Source organism: Acinetobacter sp. CY81, from assembly GCF_059515925.1.
On sequence record NZ_JCAKNC010000003.1, the window covers coordinates 218,045 to 243,376 of the forward strand.

Below are 25,332 nucleotides of genomic sequence, written 5' to 3' on the forward strand. Positions count from 1 at the left end.
GGTTCATTATGGCGAACGCTCCTCGGTCCACATCCAAAAGCACCACAGCGACCTCTCCTGACGCTGGGAAAAAACGTGCCTTAGTGATTGTGGAGTCGCCTGCAAAAGCGAAAACAATCAATAAGTACTTAGGCTCTAATTACATCGTTAAATCATCTGTCGGTCATGTACGAGACTTACCTACAGGTGGTTCATCAAAATCTACAGAAAAGAAGCCTGCAACCCGTACCAAATTAACCGATGAACAAAAAGCTGAAAAAGCACAAAATGCATTGGTTAATCGTATGGGTGTCGACCCTGAACATGACTGGAAAGCAAAATATGAAGTACTTCCAGGTAAAGAAGGTGTCGTTGCTGAGCTGAAAAAACTGGCATCGCAAGTCGATGAAGTCTATCTGGCAACGGATATGGACAGAGAAGGGGAAGCGATTGCTTGGCATTTAAAAGAAGTGATTGGCGGTGATGATTCACGTTATCAACGTGTAGTCTTCAACGAAATTACCAAAAATGCCATTCAAGAAGCTTTTAAACAACCTTCTCGCCTAGATACCGATAAAGTGAATGCACAACAAGCACGTCGGTTTTTAGACCGCATTGTGGGCTTTATGATTTCCCCTTTATTATGGGAAAAAATTGCGCGTGGTCTATCAGCAGGTCGTGTGCAATCTGTTGCTGCAAAACTTGTGGTTGAGCGTGAACGTGAAATTCGTGCATTTATTCCAGAAGAATATTGGCAAGTATTTGCAGACACGCAATCTAAAAAAGATAAGATTCGCTTAGAAGCCGTTAAGCAAGGCGGTAAGACTTTAAAACTTCAAAATAAAGCACAAACGGATGCTTTATTGAATGTTTTAAATGATGCTGAATATAAGGTTTCAGTTCGTGAAGATAAGCCAACCAAGGTTAATCCAAGCGCGCCATATATCACTTCAACGCTCCAACAAGCGGCAAGTACGCGTTTAGGTTTTTCTGTGAAGAAAACCATGACCATGGCTCAGCGTTTGTATGAAGCGGGTTATATTACCTACATGCGTACAGACTCAACTTTCTTAAGTGATGATGCGGTCAATATGGCGCGCAATTACGTTGAGCTTGAGTTTGGTGAAAAATACATTCCAGCGAAACCAAATCGTTACGGCAATAAAGCAGGTGCGCAAGAAGCCCATGAGGCCATTCGTCCATCAAGTGTGACACTGAGTGGCGATCAATTGGTGGGTGTAGACCGTGATGCTCAGCGTTTGTATGAATTGATTTGGCGTCAGTTTGTTGCATGTCAAATGACACCAGCAGAATATTTATCTTCAACGATTTTAGTGGATGCCAATGGTGTTGAACTCAAAGCCAAAGGTCGTACTTTAGTTTTTGATGGTTTTACCAAAGTTCGTGGTGCCAATAAAGCGGATGACGATGTGCTATTGCCCGCGCTAAAGGTCGGTGAAGTACTTAAACTTGAGAAGCTTGATCCATCACAGCATTTCACGAAACCGCCTGCACGTTTTACTGAAGCATCTTTGGTCAAAGAACTTGAGAAGAAGGGTATTGGTCGTCCATCGACTTATGCTGCGATTATCTCAACCATTCAAGATCGTGGTTATGTGAAAATTGATAACCGTCGTCTCTTTGCAGAGAAGATGGGGGAAATCGTGACAGATCGTCTCGATGAAAATTTCAATAACTTGATGAACTATGCGTTCACTGCTGACCTTGAAAGCCAGCTCGATAAAGTCGCTGACGGCGAACGTAATTGGAAAGAGTTACTTGATAATTTCTATGGTGACTTCAAGAAACGTCTAACGACAGCTCAGGGTGAAAATGGCATGCGCCGTAATCAACCTGTAGAAGTCGATGCAGTTCACTGTAAAGAATGTAACCGTCCAATGCAGATTCGCACAGGGACGACAGGCGTATTCTTAGGGTGTTCAGGCTATAACTTACCGCCAAAAGAGCGTTGCAAAGGCACACTGAACTTAACACCAGTCGAGTCGTTGGCTGCATTATCAGATGATGATTCAGCTGAAACAGCAGATTTGATGTCGAAAAAACGTTGCCCTATTTGTGAAACGGCAATGGACAGCTATGTCATTGATGGTGGTCGCAAATTACATATTTGTGGTAATAACCCAGACTGTGCTGGTTTTGAACTTGAAGAAGGTGAGTTCAAAATCAAAGGTTATGACGGCCCAACTATTCCATGCGACAAGTGTGATGGTGAAATGCAGTTGAAGACCGGTCGTTTTGGTCCTTACTTCGCATGTAATAGCTGTGATAATACACGTAAAGTGTTAAAGAGCGGTCAGCCTGCACCACCACGTGTAGATCCGATTAAGATGGAACATCTGCGCTCTACAAAGCATGATGATTTCTTTGTACTTCGTGATGGCGCTGCAGGGTTATTCTTAGCTGCAAGTAAGTTCCCGAAAGTACGTGAAACACGTGCACCAAAAGTTGCGGAATTACGTTCGGTTGCAGAACAACTGGATCCTAAGTATCAATTTATTTTAAATGCACCAGATCAAGACCCTGATGGTAATCCAACATTGGTTAAATTCAGTCGTAAGAACCAAGCGCAATACATTGGTTCAGAAACGCCTGAAGGTAAACAAACCAAATGGTCTTTGGTTTATCAAGATGGAAAATGGGCTGAAGCTTAAGACTTAAAATTTTTTAAAATGCTGACTTCGGTCGGCATTTTTTTTGCTCAAATTTTATAGAGACGAAACTATCAAATACCGATATCAAGCAATTAAAAAATTCGTTATGAAAATGATGATTATTTAATCTAAGTTTAAAAAAATAAACAGTTGTTAAGTTTGTTTTATTAATAATCGATTAAATAAAATGATTGCTCTAAATAATTGTAACTAAATAGGAAAATATAGAGTATTTATATTTGCACTGTGAAATAATGTGAACCAGTTATCATTTTATTTGCGTGATGCCGAGGGTGGATCATTCTAATTGATCTAAAGAAAAATACACTCAAGAGATAAATGGCGATGTGGAAAAAGCTGAGAGTCTTCATACTACTGATTGTACTTGCTATCGTAAGTATCAATGTTTGGCGTGACTATAATCCAAATTGGGATAAGCCGATTATTGTACTTTTACATCCGATTAATGCGGATGGGCAACAATCGACTCAAAACTATATCCAAAGCCTTTCAAGCCAAGATCTTAGTTATGCTCAAGATTATATCCGTGACATGTCTGCGATGTACCGTCATCAGCCTGTCTCTGTGTATTTTCAGTTAGGTCGTGAACTTACGCAAGCGCCTCCTAAAGTCCCTGAAACAGATTCCGTGTTGCAGACGATCATTTGGAGTTTAAAATTCCGTTACTATGCTTGGAAACAACAAACTAGACAGGATGGTGCACCATCGGTCACGCTATTTCTGAATTATTATGATCCTAAAACCACCTCATCATTAAAGCATTCCACAGCTTTGCAAAATGGTCGAATTGGTTCAATTAATGTGTTTGCATCCAAACGACAATCTGAACAGAACCGAATTATTTTGGTTCATGAGTTATTACATGCATTAGGTGCAAGTGATAAGTATGACTTGTTGACAGGTTTACCTAAATATCCAGATGGTTATGCTAATCCTAATCAGAAACCATTGTATCCTCAGCTTAAAGCAGAGTTGATGGGTGGGCATATTGCATATTCTCAAACCAAATCAGTAATGCCCGAATTCTTAAATCAGACCGTGATTAACCCAAAAACAGCCGAAGAGCTGGGTTGGGAAAAATAGTGGTTGAACGTGAATATAAATGCTGACTTAAGTCGGCATTTTTTATCTGTGAAATTTAAGATTTAACTTTAAATCAGGTGGATTAAGGGTCTTAAAACTTATGTTAAAAAATCACGTTGAGCTTAATTATTCCTTTTTATAATAACTGTGGATAAAGGTGAATTTATCCACAGTCATTATATGTGTATAAAAAAATGATGCTTAGATTTAATACACATAAAAGCCATTTTTTGGTCATAATGAGAGAAACGATCAATCACTTGAGAAGAATATGAGAACGGTAGGGAATGATTTAGTCCGCCATCAATTACATGAAAATCGTAAATGGTATTTGGGTCTTGGCATCTTATTGGTGATTTTTGGATTGATTTTGTTGGCATCGTTGCAACTTGCCACCTTGTCTGTGGTATTCATCTTTGGTGTTTTAATGATGATCGGTGGCGTTTTGCATTTCATTGCTGCCTTTAAAATATTTGATGGCATGATTCGGTGGTTATGGGCTTTATTTGGTGTGCTGTATCTCGTTGCGGGATACTATGCTTTTACAACACCTGCAAGTACGGCAATTGTTTTGACGCATTTACTGGGTATTGTATTGGTCATTGCAGGGGCGATTCGAATCTTTAATTCAATCTTATTTCGTAAGTTTGGTGGATGGGTCTGGACATTGCTTTCGGGTATTTTGACTCTGGTTGCAGGTGTCTTAATCCTAACGACACCAGATGCACCGTTTTGGGTCTTAGGTTTATTTCTTGCAATTGATATTTTATTCCAAGGGATTAATTATCTGACTTTGGCATCTTATATTAAGTACCAACTCCCTAAAAGTTCAGCAGATGTATAAATCAAGATTATTTTAAAATCTGAAAAACATAGGTCTCGTAAGTATAAAAAGAGCATTTAGAATGCTCTTTTTTATTGCCTTATTTAAGGTTTCACTACATAGCGACTGCTAATTGCAATACGATTCCATGCATTGATGACAATACCCAGCCACTCAATGGCACTTAATTGCTCCTCTGAATAATATTTTTGAGCTTCTGCATACACTTCATCAGAGATTTGTTGATTAGAAATGAGGGTAAGCTCTTCAATTAAGGTCAAAGCAGCACGTTCATCATCTTTAAAATATTCAGTTTCACGCCATGCATTGAGTAGGGTTATCCGATCTATGCTTTCACCTGTCTTAAGTGCATCTTGAGTATGCATTCGAATACAGAAAGCACATTGGTTAATTTGTGACGCACGTAATTTAAGGAGGTGTGAAAATCCTTCATCAATTCCAGATTGATACACTTTTGCTGTCGCAATCTGATCAAGTTCTGCAACTTTTTTATAAAGATCAGGCGCTGTTTTTCCAAGGTTAATGCGTTGCATAGTTTGATCCACTTTTGAGAATACTAGAGAGGTATTTATAGAAAGAGAAATTATGGTTATGTTGTATTTAAAACTTACCTGAATAGAGATGGTATGACAAAGACTTTTATTCTTGCACCTGATTCATTTAAAGAAAGTATGACAGCAAAACAAGCATGTCAGGCAATGGAGAAAGGAATACGCCAGTCCATGCCAGATGCGACTTGTATTCATGTGCCCATGGCAGATGGTGGTGAGGGTACAGTAGATGCTTTGATTGCAGCATTAGGCGGTGTACGTATTGAATGTGAAGTAACAGGACCTCTTTCACATCAAAAGATTCACACTTATTTTGGATGGGTAGAACGGAGTCGAACCGCAATCATTGAAATGGCAAAAGCCAATGGTATTCAACTGTTGCAGCCTCACTTAAGGAATCCATTAAACACGTCAACTTTTGGTACAGGTGAAATGATTCGAGCTGCATTAAATTTAAATGCAGAGAAAATCATCATCGGTTTAGGTGGGAGTGTGACCAATGATGCAGGCGCAGGCATGGCTCAAGCATTGGGTGTTCACTTTTTAGATGAAAATAAAAATGAAGTTGGTTTGGGTGGTGGTCAACTCAATCAAGTCAAAAGCATTGACTTTTCTCAACTTGATTCACGTTTAGTGCAGACGAAGATGATCATTGCCAGTGATGTCAGCAATCCTTTATGCGGTGAAAATGGTGCTTCAGCCGTATTTGGACCACAAAAAGGAGCATCTGCGGAAATGGTGGAAATCTTAGATGCGAACCTGAATCATTTTTCAGATTTGGTTGAGTCAACTCTAGGGATTCACGTGAAACATCAAGCAGGTGCCGGGGCTGCTGGCGGTTTAGGTTTTGGACTGATGGCTTTCACTGGTGCAACCATACAATCAGGTGCTGAGTTAATTATTAAAGAAACAGGATTGGCTGAAAAAATTGCTCAAGCAGATTATGTGTTTACAGGTGAAGGCAGTATTGATTTTCAGACTAAGTTTGGGAAGACGCCTTGGGCTGTGGCACAAGTTGCAAAGCGTTTCAATAAACCTGTGATTGCCTTTGCAGGGCGAGTTGGAGATGATATTGATGTTTTGTATGATGAGGGTTTTAATCAGATTATTTCGATCAATCCACCTAACACTGATTTGAGTACTGCTCTAAAAAATGCGGAAATCAATTTAGCCAATACCGTTGAGCAAGTTGTATGTTCATTGAAAAAATAACGGTATTACTTCATATGATTAGGTTAGAAATCATTTATTAAAATTGATAATTTAAAATGTGGAAGATGTGAAAAAATATCTATTGGGTTTAGTTTTTAGAGTTCATAACAAAGAGGCTTAATTTGAGATATGAAGTGCTTGATCCTAAAACGATCAGAGTCTACAAATAGTCTAATTTTTATGTTCATGATGTGCTTGTGATAATATCGCAGTTTGATTTTTCGAGATATGAATTGGTATGTCACTTGCACAGCTCATTGATGAACTAAACCCTCAACAAAAACAAGCTGCGACAACTGAATCCAAGCACAGTTTGGTTTTAGCAGGGGCTGGTTGTGGTAAAACCAAAACCATTGTGGCTCGTGCTGCCTATCTCATCGATCAAGGTGTTCCTGCCAATCAAATTCAAATTTTGACCTTTACCCGTCGTTCAGCTAGTGAAATTGTGGCACGTGTAGAATTAGCACTTGGGGATCAAGCCAAAGGACTACGTGCATCGACTTTCCATACGTTCTGTATGTACCTTTTACGCCGTGTACCCAAAGCATTTGGCTTAGAGCAATTTTCAATTATTGATCGTGATGATCAATTGATGATGTTTCGTTTGATTCGCGGCAAAGATGATAAGAAAAATCCCAATTCATTGCCTAAACCTCAACAGCTATGTGATTTATATTCATTTGCTCGAAATACGCGTCAGAAATTGAGCTTGGCTTTAGAAAAACAGCTCCCTGAATTTTTAGAATACAAAGATCAAATTGCAGAGATCATGAAAGAGTATGAAGCGCGTAAACGTGCGCGTACTTTTCTTGATTATGACGATATTTTAGCTGTAGTGGCTTCGGGATTAGCACAGTCCGAAGGACTCACAGATTATGTTGCATCGCTTTGTCAGCATATGCTCGTTGATGAAATGCAAGATACTAATCCACTACAATGGGCTTTACTTGAACCCTTAAAAGATAAAACCTCACTGTTTTGTGTAGGTGATGATGCACAGTCGATTTACGGTTTCCGTGGTGCAGATTTTGAAAATATTCATCACTTTAAAGATCGTGTACCAGATGCACAGATTTTCAAACTGGAAAAAAATTATCGTTCTACTCAGGAAATTTTAAACCTGTCGAATTGGTTACTTGATCAAAGTGCAATTCAGTATGATAAAAAACTTGAGGCATATCGTGGGGATGGCATTAAACCCAAAATGCACATTTTCCCAAATGAGTTTGATGAAGCCAAATGGATTGCCATTGATATTAAAGAGCGTCATTTTTTAGAAGGTTCAGCATGGCATGAACATATGGTATTGGTGCGTTCAAGTTTTGCAGCACGTCACATTGAAGCAGCCTTCATTCAAGCCAATGTACCGTACCGTTTTATTGGTGGGATGAAACTGCTTGAAACAGCGCATGTGAAAGACTTATTGAGCTTATTGCGCGTGATTGCCAATCCATTGGATGATATTGCTTGGATGCGCTTCCTCACGCTTTGGAATGGCGTTGGTGATGTTGGTGCAAGCAAGCTCGCGCAACAGTTATTGGTTGAACCTACTGAAGCTGAGATTTTTGATAAGTTAGAAAAATTTGGGCGTATTCCTGAAAATACTTTGCTGATCATGAAGCAAATGTTGGTGCTGAAAACAGAGGTGCAAGCCTGTGTGACTTTGGGTGTGGAAGCCTTAATCGCTCAGCTTGAAGAAAACTATGCCAAAAAGGATTGGTCAAAACGGATTGGTGATTTTGATTTGGTCAAACAATTGGCAGCCAAACATGATCAGCTGAGTGAGTTTTTAGAAGAGTATGTCCTAGATCCAGTCTCTATTTCAGAGATAGAGCGTCAGTCTGAAGATGATGTGGTGACCCTCATTACCATTCACTCTGCGAAAGGTACAGAGCAAAAAGTATGTTATGTGGCAAATGTAACAGCAGGGCAATATCCACATGCACGTGCTCAAGGTAACTTTGATGAAGTAGAAGAAGAGCGCCGTGTCTTGTATGTGGCTTTGACACGTGCCAAAAATGAATTGATTTTGACGAAACAAAATCTAAGTATTTGGGCGCGTGATCAAGTGGATGAGCAAGGTCGTAAGATCGAAAGTTACTTCTTAAATGATTTAACCCGAAATTTATGTACCACCGAAACTCATTATAAAACCCGTCAGCAGACCGTAAAAAGTGCGTTAATCGAACGAAAGACGATTAATTTAGATTTTGGTATCGATCTCGATTAAACTAGAATGATTGCGCTGTTTATATTTATTTGCGAAATTCAAAAAGTCGATTAGGCGAGCGCTTTTTGATGAATTTGCCTATTTTAAGGTTTTAAGATGAAAATTTTAGTTCGTAATTTAGATCGTACTGTCCCACAAGCTGAATTACTTAAACTATTTCAAGCATATGGCACTGTTGATTCGTGTACTTTAGTGATGGATGAAGTTACTAAAAAATCGAAAGGTTTTGCTTTTGTAGAAATGCCTCATGGTCGTGAAGCTGTCAAAGCGATTAAAGGTTTAAATACTTTACGCTTACACGGTCAAGGGATTCGTGTAAAACAAGCTGAAGACAAGCCAGAAGACAAGTCTGAAGCTAAATAATGAATGTTTAAAATTTGATGGGAAAACATCATTTTTAAAGCAATAGAATTTAAAGGAGCGTAAAGCTCCTTTTTATTTGATTTTTTTCCGTGAGCGTATTGTCTGTGCAATGACTTAGTTCTCCATTATCAAGTCTTATCGATGGGTCTCATTTTAAATTGAATCATTAAAAATGATTTTTCAGATGAACTATTAAGAATAAATTAACAATAGGTTGCTTTTAAAAGTGTGACGCAGTTATCATTATGTTTCCATACTTAACCAAAAATTATGAGGAAAAATAAGAATGGCTATTCAAGAACTTACACAAGTAGAAGCTGAAGAAGTATCTGGTGCGTTCATCGGTGATATATTCCAGATGGGTGCAAACACATTTTCATCTGCAATTAATGCTATGGCACCGATCTGGACACCATTAAGTGTGATCCCAGGTATGGGTGCAGTGCACAATGCTGTTGATATGTTGTTTTTAGCTGGTGCTGAAGGTGCTTATGGTCTTGGTAAGGCTTTAGGTGGTTCACAAGAACAAGTGAAATTCCACTATCAAGAAGAAAAAGCCAATGGTGTATATAATCCAGCTGGTTTCTTAGGCGCATTGTCTAAGCGTTAATTCAACATTAAGTATGAGGTGTTTATGATTCAGATGTGGTTTCTGATGAAATAAAATCTTATTTAATGATTGAAGAGTCAGTTATGTCTTTGGCATAACTGATTTTTTTGTTTATGGGGGTTTGCTTTGGATTGATCTTTTTGTTCTGATTATTAATTTAAAAGTATATAAGTGGATTGATTAAGAGGTGTTAGATGTTAAGTAACTATTGTTAATTAAAACTTAATAATTTCTGATTACTCTTAGCTAGAGAGTTTTTGAATTTTAGGGGTTGAGCAAAAATTTAGATTTTATTGGGATGAATAAGTTTTAAGAGATGTATTAGGTAATCTGCATATTGAATTGCATTCAAGTAATTTACGTTAGCTTAGATAGTGATTTCAGAGTTGGATTGAAACGCTTATTTAATGGTTTTTAGTTATGGTGATCTGTAGAAACCTTGGATTTATGAAAATTGTGGATTGCGTAAACAAACAACACGTTTTAACTTATAACAGCCAAGACTCATATTTTTATTTAGGAAATCTCTCATGTCCCGCGTTGCTCGTTTTCATGCTGATCGCACCAATCAAAAATTATATTTTGCACGTCTATCGTGCCAGCAATCAGAACAAACAGAGCATATTCAGCAGGCGCAGTCTCATCGTGAAGCTGCGGTATTTCATTTGCATGGTGCTGTATTGGCATTTTTGCAAGAACTCGTTCGTTACTATCGGTTGAATGATACTGCACCGACACTGAAGTCAATTGAAGATTTGATGGCGGCGAAAGGGCAGGTTTCACCTGAGGTCAATGTGCTACAACAGCTTGCAAAGCATGGTTTTATCGCTGAGTTAAAACGTGCTTATCGTATGTGTCAGTACGCACCAGAGCCAAGTGCGCCTGAACCTGAAGATGAAACATCTTCAAACCTGATTATTAAAGTAACGCAGACGCCACAAGCATGGTTGCCTGATACTCAGATATTGCGTGAATGGCATCGTGATTTAACGCATCTGATTGATGGCTTTCGCAATGAAATGGTTGAGTTTTAAGTCTAACCGTGTCAGTTTAAATTGTGATGGTGCGTTATAGGACTTGAAATAGTGGTTCATCGATCACATATAAGATAGTCTAAGCGAAGCAAAGTGCATTCGCATTTTGTGACCATGTGAATCATGGAGGGTATATGTCTATAGAGCAGTTAAAAGAAATTTTTGGAACTCAAGAATCCATTCTTGAATTGGTTCAGCTAGAAGGTGGTGAGCTGGCTTTGCGTAATGCTGACTCTGAAAATGACCCTTTGGTGAAAATTCAATTCAATGATCAAATTAAAGCATTGATTGGTGATCAACTTCCTGTGGTTGCACAGCACATGGTTCAAGCTGCACTGTTTGCATTAATGGAAAAGCAAACCAGTGAATGGGAAGCAGAAGTGGTTGATGAAAAACCAAAATATATGAGTTAATGAATTCTGAAAATAAAAAACCGCACATCATGTGCGGTTTTTTATTTTAAACCATTTACATTAATGTGAAGGTGTCGTGTGATGTGCAATTTGAATTTGGTTGAGAATATGATTGCTCATATTTTTTGCCATTTCTTCTTTTGCGTAATACACCTCGCCAATATTGTCTTCACGAATGATTTCAGCCTCTTGTCGATTTTCAGCACAGACCAAGACTTGAATCTGTGGGTTAAGAATCTTTGCTGTATCCACAATTTTATGAATATCTAAAATATCCATCGGGGAAATCACCAATAGGCGTGCATGTTGAATGTGTGCTTGAATCAAGACACTTGGTTCAGTTGCACGACCGGAAACAGCAGCAATGCCTTTTTCACGCAGATTTTCAACGATTTCACGATTCTCTTCAGCAATGACGACTCGAATGCCATCATCCATGAGTGTTTTGGTAATACGACGACCAACTTCACCATGACCAACAATTACCACCTGATCGCGTAGATAGTCTTGAGAGACTTCATCTGGAAGCATGGCTAATGGGTCACCACTACGTTCCAGTAAGCGTGCTAAATGCGAGCGCTCACGAATCCAATTTTGTACAGGCTCAATAGCGGAGAACAAAAATGAATTAAGTGTAATTGAGAATAGCGCACCGGCTAAGATTAAGTTTTGTGCTTCAGGTGTGAGTAATCCTAAGGATAGACCTAGTGTTGCTAGGATGAATGAGAATTCACCGATTTGCGCTAAGCTTGCTCCAACGGTCAATGCTGTATTCAGTGGGTAGCGGAAAAATAAGACCAATGCCATTGCGGCAATAGTCTTACCAATCATGATGATGCCAATCACCGCAAGAATATGTAGTGGCTCTTCAATGATGATCCGTGGGTCGAATAGCATACCAACGGAAACAAAAAATAAGATCGAGAAGATTTCACGTAGAGGTAGTGTTTCTTCTTCTGCGCGGTGACTGAAATCAGACTCTTTAACCACCATCCCTGCGAAGAATGCGCCGAGTGCCATAGAAACGCCAAAAATCGCGTATGAGCCGTATGCAATCGAAACTGCTGCAGCAACCACCGTCAGCGTAAACAGCTCTCTAGAGCCTAAGCGTGCGACATATTGCATGATCATGGGTACAAGGCGTTTACCAATAATGAGCATGAAGGCAATAAAGCCAGCAACTTTAAGTAAGGTAATCCCTAGTGTTGCCCAAATGTTCTGATCGCCACTTTGACCTTCTAACGCATGACCACCCAAAAGTACAGCAGTTGCGGGTAGGAGAACCAATACCAAAACCATGACGAGGTCTTCGACCAGTAGCCAGCCGACCGCAATTTTCCCGTTGACGGAGTCAAGTAATCCTTGATCTCCAAGTGCTTTAAGCAGGACGACAGTACTTGCACAGGACAAACTTAAACCAAAGACAAGCGCCGCACCGAAACTCCAACCCCAATAAAATGAAACTGCCATACCGAGGAGTGTTGCAACAGTTATCTGTAAAATTGCACCTGGTAACGCGATACGTTTAACTTGTAATAAGTCTTTTAGGGAGAAATGCATGCCCACGCCAAACATGAGGAACATGACACCAAGTTCAGCAAGTTGATTGGCGAGAGCGAGATCAGCGACCACACCAGGGGTGTTTGGACTGATGATAATGCCGGCAATAAGATAGCCGATTAAAGGCGGAAGGCGTAGACGCGCAGCAATATAGCCAAAGATCAGTGCTAGACCAAAACCGACTGCGAGTAAAATAATGAGATCTACATCATGAGGCACTAAAAACTCCTTTTTTTGTGAAGAGGAGACAAACAAAATTTAAAAAAGCACGATTAATGCCAAATACCGCAAAGAAGTTTAACAAGCTGAATAAAAAAAAGGCAAAAAAAACGACCCAAAAGGGTCGTTTTTTCAAGAAAACTAAAATTATTTAATTTTAGCTTCTTTGAAGATTACGTGTTGACGGATTTTTGGATCAAATTTTTTGATTTCCATTTTTTCCGGCATAGTACGTTTGTTCTTAGTTGTGGTATAGAAATAACCTGTACCAGCAGAAGAAACTAGGCGAATTTTATCACGCATGGTTCAGACTCCTTAGATCTTTTGACCTTGAGCACGTAGGTCAGCAACAACCTTTTCGATACCCAATTTGTCGATAATACGCATACCCTTAGTAGTTAGACGAAGACGTACAAAACGTTTTTCGCTTTCTAACCAGAAACGGTGGTGGTGCAGGTTCGGCTCGAACCGGCGTTTAGTTTTGTTGTTGGCGTGTGAGACGTTGTTACCAACGACTGGACGCTTGCCGGTAACTTGGCAAACCTTAGACATGGTGTAACTCCATTGATTCAGCCAACAGCAAACCTGTATGGCCAGTCAAAATAAAACGGATTGAATTCATTCAAGGGGCGTTTTATACCAAAATTCCGCTTAAAAGACAAGCGGAATTGATAAAAACGCGGCATGAACTAGTGTGATAGATCATGCCTTGATCATTTAACGAAGAAAGGCTTTACGAATGATACTCGGAATCGGTCTATTAAATGGAGGGAGTACGTATTTTAAGCTAAATAGCTTAGGTACGGACATCACCGAACGTTCATTTGATAGACTAAAGAATCCTTCAGGACCATGATAACGTCCCATACCCGATGCACCGACACCCCCAAACGGTAAGTCATCTTGTGCAACGTGGGTCACGACAGCATTTTGCCCAAAGTGCCCTGAATGGGTACGGTGAGCGACATATTCTGCGCGAGCATCGTTAAAGTCGAAGTAGTATAATGCAAGAGGACGTGGGCGGTCATTAATAAACTCAATAACTTCGTCTATTTGATCATATTCTATGATTGGCAATACTGGTCCAAAGATTTCATTTTTCATGATTTCCATGTCAGCTGTGACATTGGTTAACAGTGTTGGTGCAATTTTACGTACTGAATCTAACTCTTCATTCGCAGGGTTAATCTCAGTTGCTTTTGCACCATTTTGCAATGCATCTTCAAGATAACCTTTAATACGTTTGTTCTGTTTATCGTTGATAATAGATGTGTAGTCTTGATTGTCACGTAGCGTTGGGTACATTGATTTCACTACGGCTTTAAAGCAACGAATAAATTCATTGGTTTTACCGCGCGGTAGGAATATATAGTCAGGTGCAACGCATGTTTGACCTGCATTCCATAATTTACCAAACACGACACGCTCAGCGACATCTTTCAGGTTAATCGATGGATGAACAATGACAGGTGATTTGCCACCTAGTTCTAAAATTACAGGAACTAGATTTTCAGCAGCGGCTTTCATCACTGTTTTGCCGACATTGGTCGAGCCAGTGAAAACCAATTTATCAAAAGCAAGATGACTGAACGTGTCAGAAATAATGCCGCCACCTGTGACTACTGCAACGATTTCTTGAGGAAATGCTTCAGCTAAAGCCGCTTTAAGAACAAAGCCAAAATGAAGGGATGAGCTTGAAACTTTGATCATGGCATGATTACCTGCTGCCAGCGCACAAATGAGTGGGCTAAGTGCAAGTAATAAAGGATAGTTCCAAGGGGCGATAATCCCAATCACGCCCATCGGTTGATAATCCACCCAAGCTTTTGCAGGTTGATGTAAGATGCCGATATGACGCTTAGAGGGTTTCATCCATGTGGTCAGATTTTTGCTGTAGTATTTGATCTGTTCTAAACACGTGAGTAATTCGCCAATTTTAGTTTCTGAAATAGCGCGGTTGCCGTAATCTTTATTGATTGCTTCAGCGATATCGTCTTGGTATTTGATGAGTACTTTCTTCAAACGTGCTAAACGTTCGATACGCTCATTGGCAGTAGGTAGGGGATAACGTCGATAGGCACTCTGTTGAAGAGCTAGAAGATCATGTATTTGTTGAACTTCTGGTGTATCAGTCGTCATAAAATTTGTTTTTGTTTGACTGTTCATGACCAGTACCACTAATGTAAGGGTTAATGTACATTTATTTTTAGAGTAATTACTCTAAAAGTCAAGTCTCTTTTGTGTTAGCACTTGCTAACATTTTTATTGGTTATAGATGGTATTAGGATGTCGCATTCCAAAACGTTAAAAACGAAAGACCGAATTTTGCAAATCAGTTTGCAACTTTTCAATGAACGTGGCGAACGTACTGTTACGACCAATCATATTGCAGCTGAAATGAATATCAGCCCAGGCAATCTGTATTATCACTTTCGTAATAAGCAAGAAATTATTAAAGAACTTATGGAGCAATATCAGCAAGAAACGCTGAATTTGTTGGCTCTACCTGATGACCGTGCAGTCAATGCGAATGATAAAATTCGTTATTTCCAAGTGCTTAGTAGCCAAATGTGGGATTATCGTTTTTTACATCGTGATGTATATCACTTGGTCGAAAATAACGATGATTTCCGTAAAATCTATCCAAGATTCGCAGGTAAAGTGATGCAACAGGGGCAGAATATTTATCAAGCCTTTGTTGATGCTGGACTGATGCAAATGACACCTTCAGAAATTGAAGCATTGATTATCAATTTATGGATCGTGCTGACCAACTGGACCAACTTCCTTTATATGTCAGGACATTTAAAAGATTCAAACAATCTGGATCAGAAATGGGCTTGGCAGGCGTTGCGTCAAATGGTGTTCTTGGAAGGACCATATTTGAGAGGTGAAAGCCGTCAGACCTATGAGCGTCTACTTGAAACCTTAGGAACATCCGAACTTTTTGCAAGTTTATCTGCGGATCGTCCTGATTAAAAAAATTGTGGAACAATTAACAGCCAAGAAAATTTGAAAGCTTTAGAAAAAGCGTTAGAATACTCGGCTGTTTTTCAATTTAACTGTTAAGTGATATAAATCAAAATGAACATGACTACTGCCAACACAGCACGTCTGCTGATTACTTGTGAAGACAAGCCAGGTATCGTGCAAGCTGTATCGAGCTTTTTGTATCATCAAGGGGCGAACATTACTGCGCTTGATCAATACGCGACTGAAGCTCAGGGCGGACGTTATTTCATGCGTGTTGAATTTGAACTTGATAGTTTGCAAAGCCGTAAAGAAAATATCACCCAAACCTTTGCTGCCAATGTTGCAGAACGCTATGAAATGCAGTGGCGTTTAGCATTGGTCAGTGATGTGAAAAAAGTCGGTGTCTTGGTTTCTAAAGTTGACCATGCATTACTTGAGTTATTGTGGCGTCATGCACGTGGTGGTTTACCATGTGAAATCACGAAAGTCGTGTCAAATCATGAAGATTTACGCGAATCAGTTGAGAACTTCGGTATTCCTTTTGAAGTTGTACCTGTGAACAAAGACAATAAACGTGAAGCTTATGCAAAAATCGATGAATTGATGCAAGGCAATGATTTATTGGTTCTTGCGCGTTATATGCAAATTTTAGATGAAGACTTCGTTGCGAAGTGGGAAATGAAAGTGATTAATATTCACCATTCATTCTTACCTGCATTTGTGGGTGCGAATCCATACAAACAAGCACATGAGAAAGGTGTGAAGTTGATCGGTGCAACTGCACATTATGTAACAGCTGATCTAGATCAAGGTCCAATCATTGAGCAAGATGTAGAGCGTGTCAGTCATGACTTTACGGTTGAACAACTACGTGATTTGGGTCAGGATGTTGAGCGTAATGTTCTTGCTCGCGCTGTAAAATGGCATCTTGAAGATCGTATTATCGTAGATGGTAATAAAACGGTTGTTTTTCAATAATTGATCACTCTTAAAGGTTAATCATGGATAATTTAAATAAAAGGCATACATTTAGTATGCCTTTTATTTTCTGATTAGAGTAGGATAAAGAAAACTTACTAAAAGCGCCAAATTAATAGTTGCAAATGAAAACACTTCTCATTTATTATTAGCGTGCTTTAATTGTGCTAACCGATGAGCTTGATTGATTCATCCTTTTTGATGTGTCGTCGCTTTTATTAGGTCATAAATTTTAATGAGTCAGTCTCCTGTTTCTACAATGCAAAATCCAAACGCGATGAAAAAGAAAGTCCTTGCAGCATTGATTGCTGTTGCCATTGGACACGTCGCTGTTTTATTTGCAGTCAGTCACATGCAAAGTCCTGAACTTAAAAAAATTGAGAAAGAACCACTTAAAGTCCGATTTGTTAAAATTACTGAAGATGCGCCACCACCACCGCCTCCCGCTGAACCTGTTAAACCTCAAGTACAGCCAAAACCTGAGCCGAAAGTGGTTGAGCCAACCCCTGTAGTCAAACCTAAAATTATTGCTGAAAAGCCTAAACCTAAAGTTGAAGCGGCTAAACCGATTGTGGTTGATGACAGCAAAGACAAATTGAAGAAAGAGCAAGAGCGTTTAGAACAAGAGCGTCTGACTCAAGAAAGAATAAATCAAGAACGTATTGAACAACAGAAACGAGAACAAGCTCAGCGTGAACAGGCTCAACGTGATCAGCAAGCCAGAGAGCAGGCTGAACGTCAACGCCGTGAGCAAGAAGCAAGAAATACCCCACGTAATTTGACACAAGGTCAGATTTCTTGGGTACGTTCTCCAAAACCTGCGTATACCAACCGTGATTTACAAGGTGCAGACCGTACTGTTGTGGTTTCAATCACGGCAGATGCAGCGGGTAAAGTAACAGATGTCAGAGTGATTCGATCAAGTGGCGTTCCTGCGCTGGATCAAAAAGTTGTACGTGCAGTGCAAAATGCAAAATTCAGACCTTATAAGGAAAATGGTGTGGCATATCCGTTTAAAGCGGAACAACCATTTGAACTTAAGTTGAATTCTAACGGCTAACTATTTATAGGAGTTCGAGTATGAACTTTTCAGTTTATTGGCAACATGCTGATGCAGTCAGTAAAACACTCTATTTTGTGTTACTGGCAATGTCGATTGCGACATGGACGATTGTGGTTCTACGCATCATGGGCACACGTCAGCTTAAACAAATTGCTTATGCTCAACTCTCAAAAGCAATCAATGGCTTAAAGGCTAAACTCGCACCTTTAGGCTTCGAACAGCGTAAAGCTGTTGCTGAACAAGCATTACTTCGTCAAATTGCACTTGAAAAAGCATCTGCTGAAAAAGGCATTGCGGTATTGGGTACGATTGCATCACTTGCACCATTTGTGGGTTTGTTTGGTACAGTGTGGGGTATTTTCCATGCGCTTGTCGCTGTTGGTAAAAGCGGGCAAGCAGGTTTGGCTCAAGTCGCGACGCCTGTCGGTGAAGCACTGATCATGACAGGTATTGGTTTGGCAGTTGCGATTCCTGCTGTAATTGCTTACAACGTATGTGTTCGTATCAATCGTACTTTAAGCAATGATTTGCAAGACCATGCACACAGCTTATTGATTGATACGATGTTGCAACAAGATTCATCTGCTCAAGCTGCACCAGTGAAAGTGAATCAAGAAGGTTTAGTTGGAGGTCAAGCTTAATGGCTTTTCAATTGGGTGAAGACAACGACACTGGTATGACGGAGATGAACCTCATCCCGTTGATCGATATTATGTTGGTATTGATGATCATCTTCTTGGTGACAGCAACCGTTGCTAACCCATCAATTCCATTAAGTTTACCAAAAACCACTGCTGAAATTATTGATCCGCCAGTTGAATCTGTTCAAGTGAGTATTAATGCGAATGGTGAAGTGGCTTGGGATGCAGAAGTGATTACACTTGATGAATTGAAAAAGCGATTTGATCAAGCGGGTACACAAGCACAGCAACCAACGATTATTTTAAAAGCAGATAAAGAATCACGTTATGACACTGTAGCTCAAGTCATGTCACGTGCGAGCGAAGCCGGGCTCTCAGACATTGCTTTTGCAACGGATAATTAATTTGTTTCTAATATAAAAAAGCGACCATTGTGGTCGCTTTTTTATATTAAGAATAACGAATTTAATCTTTCAGTAGATTTTGAAATACGCTACGAAGCTTATTAAGCTTGGGTGGAATCGAGAAGTTGCAATAACCTTGATTTGGATTGCGTGCAAAGAAATTTTGATGATATTCCTCAGCTTCGTAGAAGGTCGGGACAGGGCTAAGCTCAGTCACAATATTCAATCCATCCGCTTTCAATGCTTCAATCATTTTCAAAGATTGTTGATGCTGTTCTTCATTGAGATAATAAATTACAGAGCGATATTGTGTACCTACATCGTTACCTTGACGATTCAAAGTCGTTGGATCATGAATGGCAAAGAAAACATTGAGCAATTGTTCAAAACTAATTTGAGATTCATCAAAATCAATCATGATCACTTCGGCATGATTGGTTTCTCCAGTACAAATATCTTCATAAGTCGGCTGTAAGGTATTGCCCCCAGCGTAGCCACTCACGACTTTATTTACGCCTTTGAGTTGAAGGAATACAGCTTCGACACACCAGAAGCATCCACCGCCAAATAAAGCCTGTTGCATGACTAAACCCTAATGATATTTTCTCATTCTAATATTGGGGCAAATGGCATGATTGCAATGCGCATGCCAAATGCTCTTCTAAACAGTATGGAGTGACTTTAGATTAACGCGGTTGAATCACACTCTCAAACTGGAGTACGGGATTGCCGTGTTCATCTAGTAGACGTAAAGTTTTGTCATACACTTGGAAGCCTGCAACTTTGGCAAGTGCAGAATTATATTGATTTGCAAGCTCAGTCGTATTCATACACATCATTTGTGTAGCTGCGAGTTGGCTTAAACTGATTTTATCTTTATTGATGGCATACGCACCCATTAAGCGGTTACAGCCATCAGCGCCACTCACACGTTGTGTAGCAGCATCAAATTGGATACTTGGGACATTGTGTGCAGAAGGATCGGTTTTAAATTCTGTTGCGCCGATATGTGTCAAAATCCACGTTTTATTTTGGAGCTGATTCAAAGTCTCTTGCTGTTTTGTTGTTGTCTGAGTCGTTGCACAACCTACTGTAGTTAAAGCCACTGCGATAAGACTCGTTGTAAGTAATTTTTTTAGCATGATTTTCCCCAATGTTGTTGGTGTTCGTTTGATCTATATAAACAAATATTAATAAAAATCTCTAGAATAATGATGCATTTAATTGCAAATTAGCTACATTTTTATCGAAGAACGACTGTGAGCCTCTATGGTGCAAGAGCAGGGTTACTTTGCGGTAAACCATATCTTAAAACTTGAGAATAGTTTTCACTGCTTTGATGTTCAAATTTAGAAAATTCTTGGGTTCTCGGATTCACATGAGCTTTTTGATACCACGTTTTCATATCCCAGTTTTGATCGATTGCACCTAAGTCATTCAAATAGTTCGGTAGGTAGCCTGAAGCCAATAAGCGATAATCAGAAGGTAAAGGTTGTTTAGAAACGGCTTGAACCATGTCAAAAACCAAAGTGGTACAGTTACTGGTGAGTGTGTTGTACCATTTTGCTTGCTTACGAAGTTCATCTGATTTTGACAAATATTCTTCAAATAGCGCCTTCATCTCAGGTTTCGCCATATTGATGGGGAAGAAATAGACTTGTTCACCGCGAATATTAGAGCGGGTGTAAATGATATCTTTTTCATCGGAGGCGATTAAACTGAGTTCGAACTGACGAAAGAATCCACCAATCGCTGAAAAGTCTTCAGTCGCTTCTTTTCTAATCTCAATTGAAAATGTCAGAGGTTTCGCATTGGCAAAATCAAAACTCACTAAAGTGTGTGCGATTTGAGGTCCCATCCAATACGAAGTGATGATATTGACGCCTTGAATGTCATTTAAATTGAATTGACGAGTTTCCCAGTTTTCTTGAAAGCTGCCATCAGGATTCCATTTGAAATTACGCACATTGTGTAGGGTGATTACATCGCCTTGGCGTTCGTAATGCAGTGCTTGAGCGACTTCAGGGTTCCATTGGCGGTCTTGCTTAGCTTCAAGGCTGAAGTACCAAAATAGACTCAGAATAAAGGCGATAATATAAATAATGACGTCTTTACGGCGACTGAAAAAATGTTGGCTGATATAAATCCCGAGGACACTCAGGGCAAATGCAATCCAGATTCCAATAAGAACACGGCTAAACAGCCAACCCAATGGTTCTTGAATCCAGACTGCAAAGCACAGCCAAATCGAAGAAAGAATCACAAATGCACTAAAGACGACGTGGAGTAACCCCATACCGAGCGCTGTTAAAAATTCTTTCTTTCCAATGTTGTGCATAGGTATTGTTATTAAGTCTGTATAGGCCTTATTTTCGGTAAGTTGCGAACTCGAAAGCAATCCCAGTTTTGTCGTCTAAATGTTGTTCTGAAGCGACCTTTTTAAACTCAGCAGGTACAGCAGGGTAATGTGCATCACCTTGTACATCGAGTTCAACGTGAGTGAGTTCTAAACGGTCAGCAATTGAAATGGTTTGTTTAAAAATTTCACCACCACCAATAATGAAAATACTTTCAGGTTTTTCAGATGCTTTTACATCTGCAACTGCTTGAGTGAGTGCATCTTCAATAGTGTACGCGACTTTTGTACCTTCAAATGACCAAGAGGTATCGCGTGTAATGATCCAGTTAACGCGCTTTGGTAGAGTACGACCCATCGACTCTAGAGTCTTACGTCCCATGATCACCACACCGCCTTGGGTGATTTCTTTGAAGTGTTTTAAATCAGCTGAGATGTGCCATGGTAAGTCATTGCCTTTACCAATGCAGTTGTTCTGATCCATTGCAACCACGTGAACGACTTCTAAATTTTGAAATGCCATAACTTACTCAATATTGATCTTTAATAAATGAATTGCACAATAGCTATTGTATCGAAAGCCAAGCGAATCCTTTAAAAAAATCCTCCAATGATGGAGGATTTTAAAATAGATGCTGACTTTAAACCGCAACAGGTGCTTTGATGCCTGGATGTGATTCATAACCCATGATTTCAATATCTTCAAATTTGAAATCGAACAAATCTTTAATTTCAGGATTAAGCTTAAGTTGGCACAGTGCGAGCGGTTCACGGCTTAGTTGTAACTGAGCTTGTTCAAAATGGTTCGCATAGAGGTGAGTATCACCACCAGTCCACACAAAATCGCCAACTTCTAAGCCACACACTTGTGCAATCATATGGGTTAAAAGGGCATAACTCGCGATGTTAAAGGGTACGCCTAAGAATACATCCGCACTACGTTGATAGAGCTGACAAGATAATTTGCCGTTATGGACAAAGAATTGGAATAGCGTATGACAAGGCGGTAATGCAACATTGCCAGCCTCATTTGGGTTCCAACCAGACACAATTAAGCGACGTGAATTCGGATTGGTTTTGATTTCGTTGACTAACCATTGAATTTGGTCAAAACCGTCCTGTTCATACAACCCATTTTCTTTTTTAGTTGCACCGAAGTTACGCCATTGATGACCATAAACAGGACCAAGTTCACCTTCAGGACGTCCAAAACGAGCGGTCTGTTCTGCGGTAGACCATTCATCCCAAATCGAGACTTTATTGTCTTTGAGGTACTGAACATTGGTATCACCTTTTAAAAACCATAACAGTTCAATCACGATAGAGCGAAAATGAACTTTTTTTGTGGTTAATAAAGGAAAACCTTTCGACAAATCAAAACGCATTTGATGACCAAATACCGAACGTGTACCTGTACCTGTACGGTCGGATTTATCGCCGCCATTGTCGAGGATATGTTGTAGTAGGTCTAAATACGTTTTCATAAATTTCCTGATTCATTTGATGTGATGGGATAGCTTGACTAAGGATCCAATCATAAATTTCATTGGGCTCAGTTTATACTAATCTGACATTATTTTTAAGACATTGGTTTGAAGACATGTGTTTAAAGAGATTTGTCTGAAGAACGGGCTTTTGAATAGCCGCTCATTTTTAAATAATCAAAGGCTTAATTTCTATAAAAAAAGCACCCAATAAGGATGCTTTTCTTTCAATTATTTGATTCAATTTGCATTATGCTGTTGGTTGACCTGTATGAACAGTATGAATCAAATCTGTCAGATCATAACCAATAGATTGAGCATAGCTTAGAAATTCTTGTTTAGTGGCTTCATCTAAAGTCGGTTGACGGTGCAGAATCCATAAATATTTTTGATTGGGTTCACCGACCAATGCAGTTTGATAGTTTGAGTCAAGTTTTAAAACCCAATAATCGCCTTTGGTAAATGGAATCCAACGGAAACCTTCTGGTAAAAAGCTGACTTCTAGTTTTGCATTTTCAGCATCAACAATAGATGCTTCTCCAATAGATTCATCGAGTTGTTGATTTTTATCTAAACAGCGGTTTTGAACGCGAACTTTACCATCTTCATTTAAGCTATATACAGCCGAAATATCAGTGCTGTCTTCTGGTTGATATTTCATGGGCAAACGAGCAATTTCGTACCAAGTACCTAAATATTGTTCTAAATTAAAATTTGAAACGGTCGTTAAATCTTGACTCATTGTACTTTCTCCAACTGATTTCATTAGATACGTCATTTGAGTATAGAGATTTGAATCGAAATGAAGTGATGGAATTGTGTTGCAAAGCGTTGCTCTATATTTACAAATACATATTTATTTTCATTTGTTTACGCGATTGAATGATTTAGCGTGGTGCTCTATTTTCATAAAGCGTCACGATAAAAAATCCTAATGCTGCAAAACCGATACTCTGGAGTGCTAAAGAAAACTGATGACTTTCAGGAAGACTCAGGATGAGGAGCAAGAGTGCAAAAATGGGTGCAACGATGAGCCATTGAATCGCTTTATTACTTGGATTTTGGCTTTTAATTTTTAGCATGCATTCACGGGTTAAATGTAAACTAACACCAATCAAAAGTGCAAAACCGACAAACCAGATGGAGAGTTCAGCAGCTTGAGTGCTGAGATAAATCATGACACAGGTACTGATACAAGTAATCAGCTTAATTTGTCGTGTACAACGTTCTGAATACCAAAAATCCAAGATCATTTTTGAGTATGCTCTGAGTTGTTTTGATTGAGTAAAGAGAGTGGTGAAAACAGACAGATGGCTAATGCCATAAAGCCTAAACCTTGTGCGCCAGGTAAAAGAATTTCACCATTTTTCATATGCATAAACATCAGTGCAAGCAGTAAGGCAATTGGAATCCATGTCAGGAGTCGATACAGTAATCCTGTTGGCTGCGTTGCTGCAAAGTTTATTTTACAGTAACGACAAATGAGAAAAATGACACCTGTGCCCAGAAACATCAAAATCGCTTCAAGTGCTAAAGGATCCATCCAATACAGGATCGCTGTGACAGTAGCCACAGCAATAAAAAATGCCACTTTTTGAATAACAGAAACTTGAGGATTAAACCAAAATTCGAGCATATTAGATGTGAGGCTGATATAAATTTATAGTCACTTTAGCATAAATGAAGCGGTAATTTGAGTGTGAGAGTGCTATGGAAACGACACTGTATTGCATTAAACCTTATGCTTTATTGTTATTTTAAAACACATAAAAAAAGCGAGGGATGAGCCTCGCTTAATTAAAATCACAGAATGATTTGACGTTGCTTATGAATTATTTTTAAGCGGACCCCAATCATAGATTTTCTTTTGGTAGGCATACCACAGCATCCATAAACCAATCAGAATCATTGGCACTGTCAAGAATTGACCTTTACTCATCCAACCAATGAAGAGTTGTCCGTTGTCTGGTTCACGGAAGAATTCCACTACGAAGCGTGCGATACCGTAACCGATTAAGAACAATGCCGATACAGCAAAACGTGGACGCGGTTTAGAACTGAACCACCACAGCACGATAAATAAAATGAGACCTTCACACAGCGCTTGGTAAAGCTGGGAAGGATGGCGAACCAATTGAAGCGGATCGGTCGGGAAAATCATGCCCCAAGCAAAGTTAGGATCGGCAACTTGACGACCATACAACTCACCTCCAATAAAGTTACCAATACGTCCAAACATTAGACCTGTAGGGACACAAGGTGCGATAAAATCGAGCGTTTGGAACCAGGTCATTTTGTATTTTTTACACCACAGTAACATGGCAATCATGACACCCAAGAAACCGCCGTGGAAACTCATCCCCCCAGTCCATACTTGGAACAACCACAGTGGATTTGCGAGGAACTGATCAAATCCATAAAAGAATACATAACCAACACGACCACCGAGCACGACACCTAAGGCGCCATAGAAGATCAGGTCAGAAACCATGTCAGGCGTCCAACCACGTTGTTTAGCACGGTAAGTCGCAAGTCCCCAAGCAAATAAAAATGCGAGCAAATACATCAGTCCATACCAATGGACTTGCAGTGGACCCAGCGATATTGCCACTGGATCAATAGATGGGTAGGTCAGCATTCCT

At 39.6% G+C, this 25,332-nt stretch carries 28 protein-coding genes; 14 read left to right on the top strand and 14 right to left on the bottom strand.

Annotation, left to right across the window (positions count from 1 at the left end):
* The first annotated feature begins 8 nt into the window (after positions 1-8).
* The 3 genes from topA (at position 9) to AC5YDM_RS05525 (ending at position 4,599) form a co-directional block, all read left to right on the top strand.
* Positions 9-2,651 carry a type I DNA topoisomerase gene (topA, locus tag AC5YDM_RS05515; RefSeq protein ID WP_496151112.1) on the top strand — a complete coding sequence of 881 codons (2,643 nt, stop codon included), beginning with the start codon at positions 9-11 and terminating at the stop codon, positions 2,649-2,651.
* A gap of 345 nt (positions 2,652-2,996) precedes the next feature.
* A complete protein-coding gene (locus AC5YDM_RS05520) occupies positions 2,997-3,755 on the top strand; it encodes a hypothetical protein (RefSeq protein ID WP_496151248.1) in 759 nt (252 codons plus the stop codon).
* Between the two features lie 271 nt (positions 3,756-4,026).
* A complete protein-coding gene (locus tag AC5YDM_RS05525) occupies positions 4,027-4,599 on the top strand; it encodes an HdeD family acid-resistance protein (protein ID WP_496151113.1) in 573 nt (190 codons plus the stop codon).
* An 83-nt stretch (positions 4,600-4,682) separates the two neighbouring features.
* Here AC5YDM_RS05525 and AC5YDM_RS05530 read toward each other — a convergent pair whose 3' ends face one another.
* Positions 4,683-5,132 carry a carboxymuconolactone decarboxylase family protein gene (locus AC5YDM_RS05530; RefSeq protein WP_496151114.1) on the bottom strand — a complete coding sequence of 150 codons (450 nt, stop codon included), beginning with the start codon at positions 5,130-5,132 and terminating at the stop codon, positions 4,683-4,685.
* Between the two features lie 93 nt (positions 5,133-5,225).
* On the opposite strand from AC5YDM_RS05530, the gene AC5YDM_RS05535 reads away from it, so the two are divergent.
* The 6 genes from AC5YDM_RS05535 (at position 5,226) to AC5YDM_RS05560 (ending at position 11,012) form a co-directional block, all read left to right on the top strand.
* Positions 5,226-6,362, top strand: a complete 1,137-nt coding sequence (locus tag AC5YDM_RS05535) for a glycerate kinase family protein (protein WP_496151115.1) — start codon at positions 5,226-5,228, stop codon at positions 6,360-6,362.
* A gap of 238 nt (positions 6,363-6,600) precedes the next feature.
* A complete protein-coding gene (locus AC5YDM_RS05540) occupies positions 6,601-8,592 on the top strand; it encodes an ATP-dependent helicase (RefSeq protein ID WP_496151116.1) in 1,992 nt (663 codons plus the stop codon).
* Positions 8,593-8,688: 96 nt separating this feature from the next.
* Positions 8,689-8,955, top strand: coding sequence for an RNA recognition motif domain-containing protein (locus AC5YDM_RS05545; RefSeq protein WP_496151117.1), 267 nt, complete (start codon positions 8,689-8,691; stop codon positions 8,953-8,955).
* 286 nt (positions 8,956-9,241) lie between these two features.
* Complete coding sequence (locus AC5YDM_RS05550; RefSeq protein ID WP_496151118.1) at positions 9,242-9,565, top strand: hypothetical protein; 324 nt, start codon at positions 9,242-9,244, stop codon at positions 9,563-9,565.
* A gap of 530 nt (positions 9,566-10,095) precedes the next feature.
* Positions 10,096-10,599, top strand: a complete 504-nt coding sequence (locus AC5YDM_RS05555; RefSeq protein WP_496151119.1) for a DUF6586 family protein — start codon at positions 10,096-10,098, stop codon at positions 10,597-10,599.
* Positions 10,600-10,733: 134 nt separating this feature from the next.
* Positions 10,734-11,012, top strand: coding sequence for a hypothetical protein (locus AC5YDM_RS05560; RefSeq protein WP_496151120.1), 279 nt, complete (start codon positions 10,734-10,736; stop codon positions 11,010-11,012).
* 60 nt (positions 11,013-11,072) lie between these two features.
* Here AC5YDM_RS05560 and AC5YDM_RS05565 read toward each other — a convergent pair whose 3' ends face one another.
* From AC5YDM_RS05565 to AC5YDM_RS05580, 4 genes are all read right to left on the bottom strand, one after another.
* Positions 11,073-12,791: a cation:proton antiporter gene (locus AC5YDM_RS05565; RefSeq protein WP_496151121.1), complete on the bottom strand. Its 1,719-nt coding sequence runs from the start codon at positions 12,789-12,791 to the stop codon at positions 11,073-11,075.
* A 147-nt stretch (positions 12,792-12,938) separates the two neighbouring features.
* A complete protein-coding gene (rpmG, locus tag AC5YDM_RS05570) occupies positions 12,939-13,094 on the bottom strand; it encodes a 50S ribosomal protein L33 (RefSeq protein WP_001205031.1) in 156 nt (51 codons plus the stop codon).
* 12 nt (positions 13,095-13,106) lie between these two features.
* Positions 13,107-13,343 carry a 50S ribosomal protein L28 gene (gene rpmB / locus AC5YDM_RS05575; RefSeq protein ID WP_000048256.1) on the bottom strand — a complete coding sequence of 79 codons (237 nt, stop codon included), beginning with the start codon at positions 13,341-13,343 and terminating at the stop codon, positions 13,107-13,109.
* Positions 13,344-13,508: 165 nt separating this feature from the next.
* Complete coding sequence (locus AC5YDM_RS05580; protein ID WP_496151122.1) at positions 13,509-14,957, bottom strand: coniferyl aldehyde dehydrogenase; 1,449 nt, start codon at positions 14,955-14,957, stop codon at positions 13,509-13,511.
* Between the two features lie 120 nt (positions 14,958-15,077).
* On the opposite strand from AC5YDM_RS05580, the gene AC5YDM_RS05585 reads away from it, so the two are divergent.
* From AC5YDM_RS05585 to AC5YDM_RS05605, 5 genes are all read left to right on the top strand, one after another.
* Positions 15,078-15,770 carry a TetR/AcrR family transcriptional regulator gene (locus AC5YDM_RS05585; RefSeq protein ID WP_496151123.1) on the top strand — a complete coding sequence of 231 codons (693 nt, stop codon included), beginning with the start codon at positions 15,078-15,080 and terminating at the stop codon, positions 15,768-15,770.
* A gap of 105 nt (positions 15,771-15,875) precedes the next feature.
* On the top strand, positions 15,876-16,742 hold the full coding sequence (purU, locus tag AC5YDM_RS05590) for a formyltetrahydrofolate deformylase (RefSeq protein ID WP_496151124.1): 867 nt from the start codon (positions 15,876-15,878) through the stop codon (positions 16,740-16,742).
* Between the two features lie 235 nt (positions 16,743-16,977).
* Positions 16,978-17,802 carry an energy transducer TonB gene (locus AC5YDM_RS05595; protein ID WP_496151125.1) on the top strand — a complete coding sequence of 275 codons (825 nt, stop codon included), beginning with the start codon at positions 16,978-16,980 and terminating at the stop codon, positions 17,800-17,802.
* A gap of 20 nt (positions 17,803-17,822) precedes the next feature.
* A complete protein-coding gene (locus AC5YDM_RS05600) occupies positions 17,823-18,446 on the top strand; it encodes a MotA/TolQ/ExbB proton channel family protein (protein ID WP_496151126.1) in 624 nt (207 codons plus the stop codon).
* A complete protein-coding gene (locus AC5YDM_RS05605; RefSeq protein WP_496151127.1) occupies positions 18,446-18,850 on the top strand; it encodes an ExbD/TolR family protein in 405 nt (134 codons plus the stop codon). The genes AC5YDM_RS05600 and AC5YDM_RS05605 overlap by 1 nt, the downstream gene beginning before the upstream one ends.
* A 61-nt stretch (positions 18,851-18,911) precedes the next feature.
* Here the strand turns inward: AC5YDM_RS05605 and msrA are convergent, their stop codons facing one another.
* From msrA to lgt, 9 genes are all read right to left on the bottom strand, one after another.
* The gene (msrA, locus tag AC5YDM_RS05610; RefSeq protein WP_496151128.1) at positions 18,912-19,433 is read right to left on the bottom strand and encodes a peptide-methionine (S)-S-oxide reductase MsrA; all 522 of its coding nucleotides are present in this window, start codon (positions 19,431-19,433) and stop codon (positions 18,912-18,914) included.
* Positions 19,434-19,536: 103 nt separating this feature from the next.
* Entirely contained in the window at positions 19,537-19,992 is a 456-nt protein-coding gene (locus tag AC5YDM_RS05615) for an META domain-containing protein (protein ID WP_496151129.1), read from the bottom strand.
* 125 nt (positions 19,993-20,117) lie between these two features.
* Entirely contained in the window at positions 20,118-21,188 is a 1,071-nt protein-coding gene (locus AC5YDM_RS05620; RefSeq protein ID WP_496151130.1) for an Lnb N-terminal periplasmic domain-containing protein, read from the bottom strand.
* A gap of 28 nt (positions 21,189-21,216) precedes the next feature.
* The gene (locus AC5YDM_RS05625) at positions 21,217-21,729 is read right to left on the bottom strand and encodes a dihydrofolate reductase (protein ID WP_496151131.1); all 513 of its coding nucleotides are present in this window, start codon (positions 21,727-21,729) and stop codon (positions 21,217-21,219) included.
* 118 nt (positions 21,730-21,847) lie between these two features.
* On the bottom strand, positions 21,848-22,690 hold the full coding sequence (gene thyA, locus AC5YDM_RS05630) for a thymidylate synthase (protein WP_496151132.1): 843 nt from the start codon (positions 22,688-22,690) through the stop codon (positions 21,848-21,850).
* Between the two features lie 250 nt (positions 22,691-22,940).
* On the bottom strand, positions 22,941-23,432 hold the full coding sequence (locus tag AC5YDM_RS05635) for a lipocalin family protein (protein ID WP_496151133.1): 492 nt from the start codon (positions 23,430-23,432) through the stop codon (positions 22,941-22,943).
* A 145-nt stretch (positions 23,433-23,577) separates the two neighbouring features.
* Positions 23,578-23,943: a hypothetical protein gene (locus AC5YDM_RS05640; protein WP_496151134.1), complete on the bottom strand. Its 366-nt coding sequence runs from the start codon at positions 23,941-23,943 to the stop codon at positions 23,578-23,580.
* Positions 23,940-24,326: a hypothetical protein gene (locus AC5YDM_RS05645; RefSeq protein WP_496151135.1), complete on the bottom strand. Its 387-nt coding sequence runs from the start codon at positions 24,324-24,326 to the stop codon at positions 23,940-23,942. The genes AC5YDM_RS05640 and AC5YDM_RS05645 overlap by 4 nt, the downstream gene beginning before the upstream one ends.
* Before the next feature lie 189 nt (positions 24,327-24,515).
* A complete protein-coding gene (gene lgt, locus AC5YDM_RS05650) occupies positions 24,516-25,328 on the bottom strand; it encodes a prolipoprotein diacylglyceryl transferase (RefSeq protein ID WP_496151136.1) in 813 nt (270 codons plus the stop codon).
* Positions 25,329-25,332: the final 4 nt, after the last annotated feature.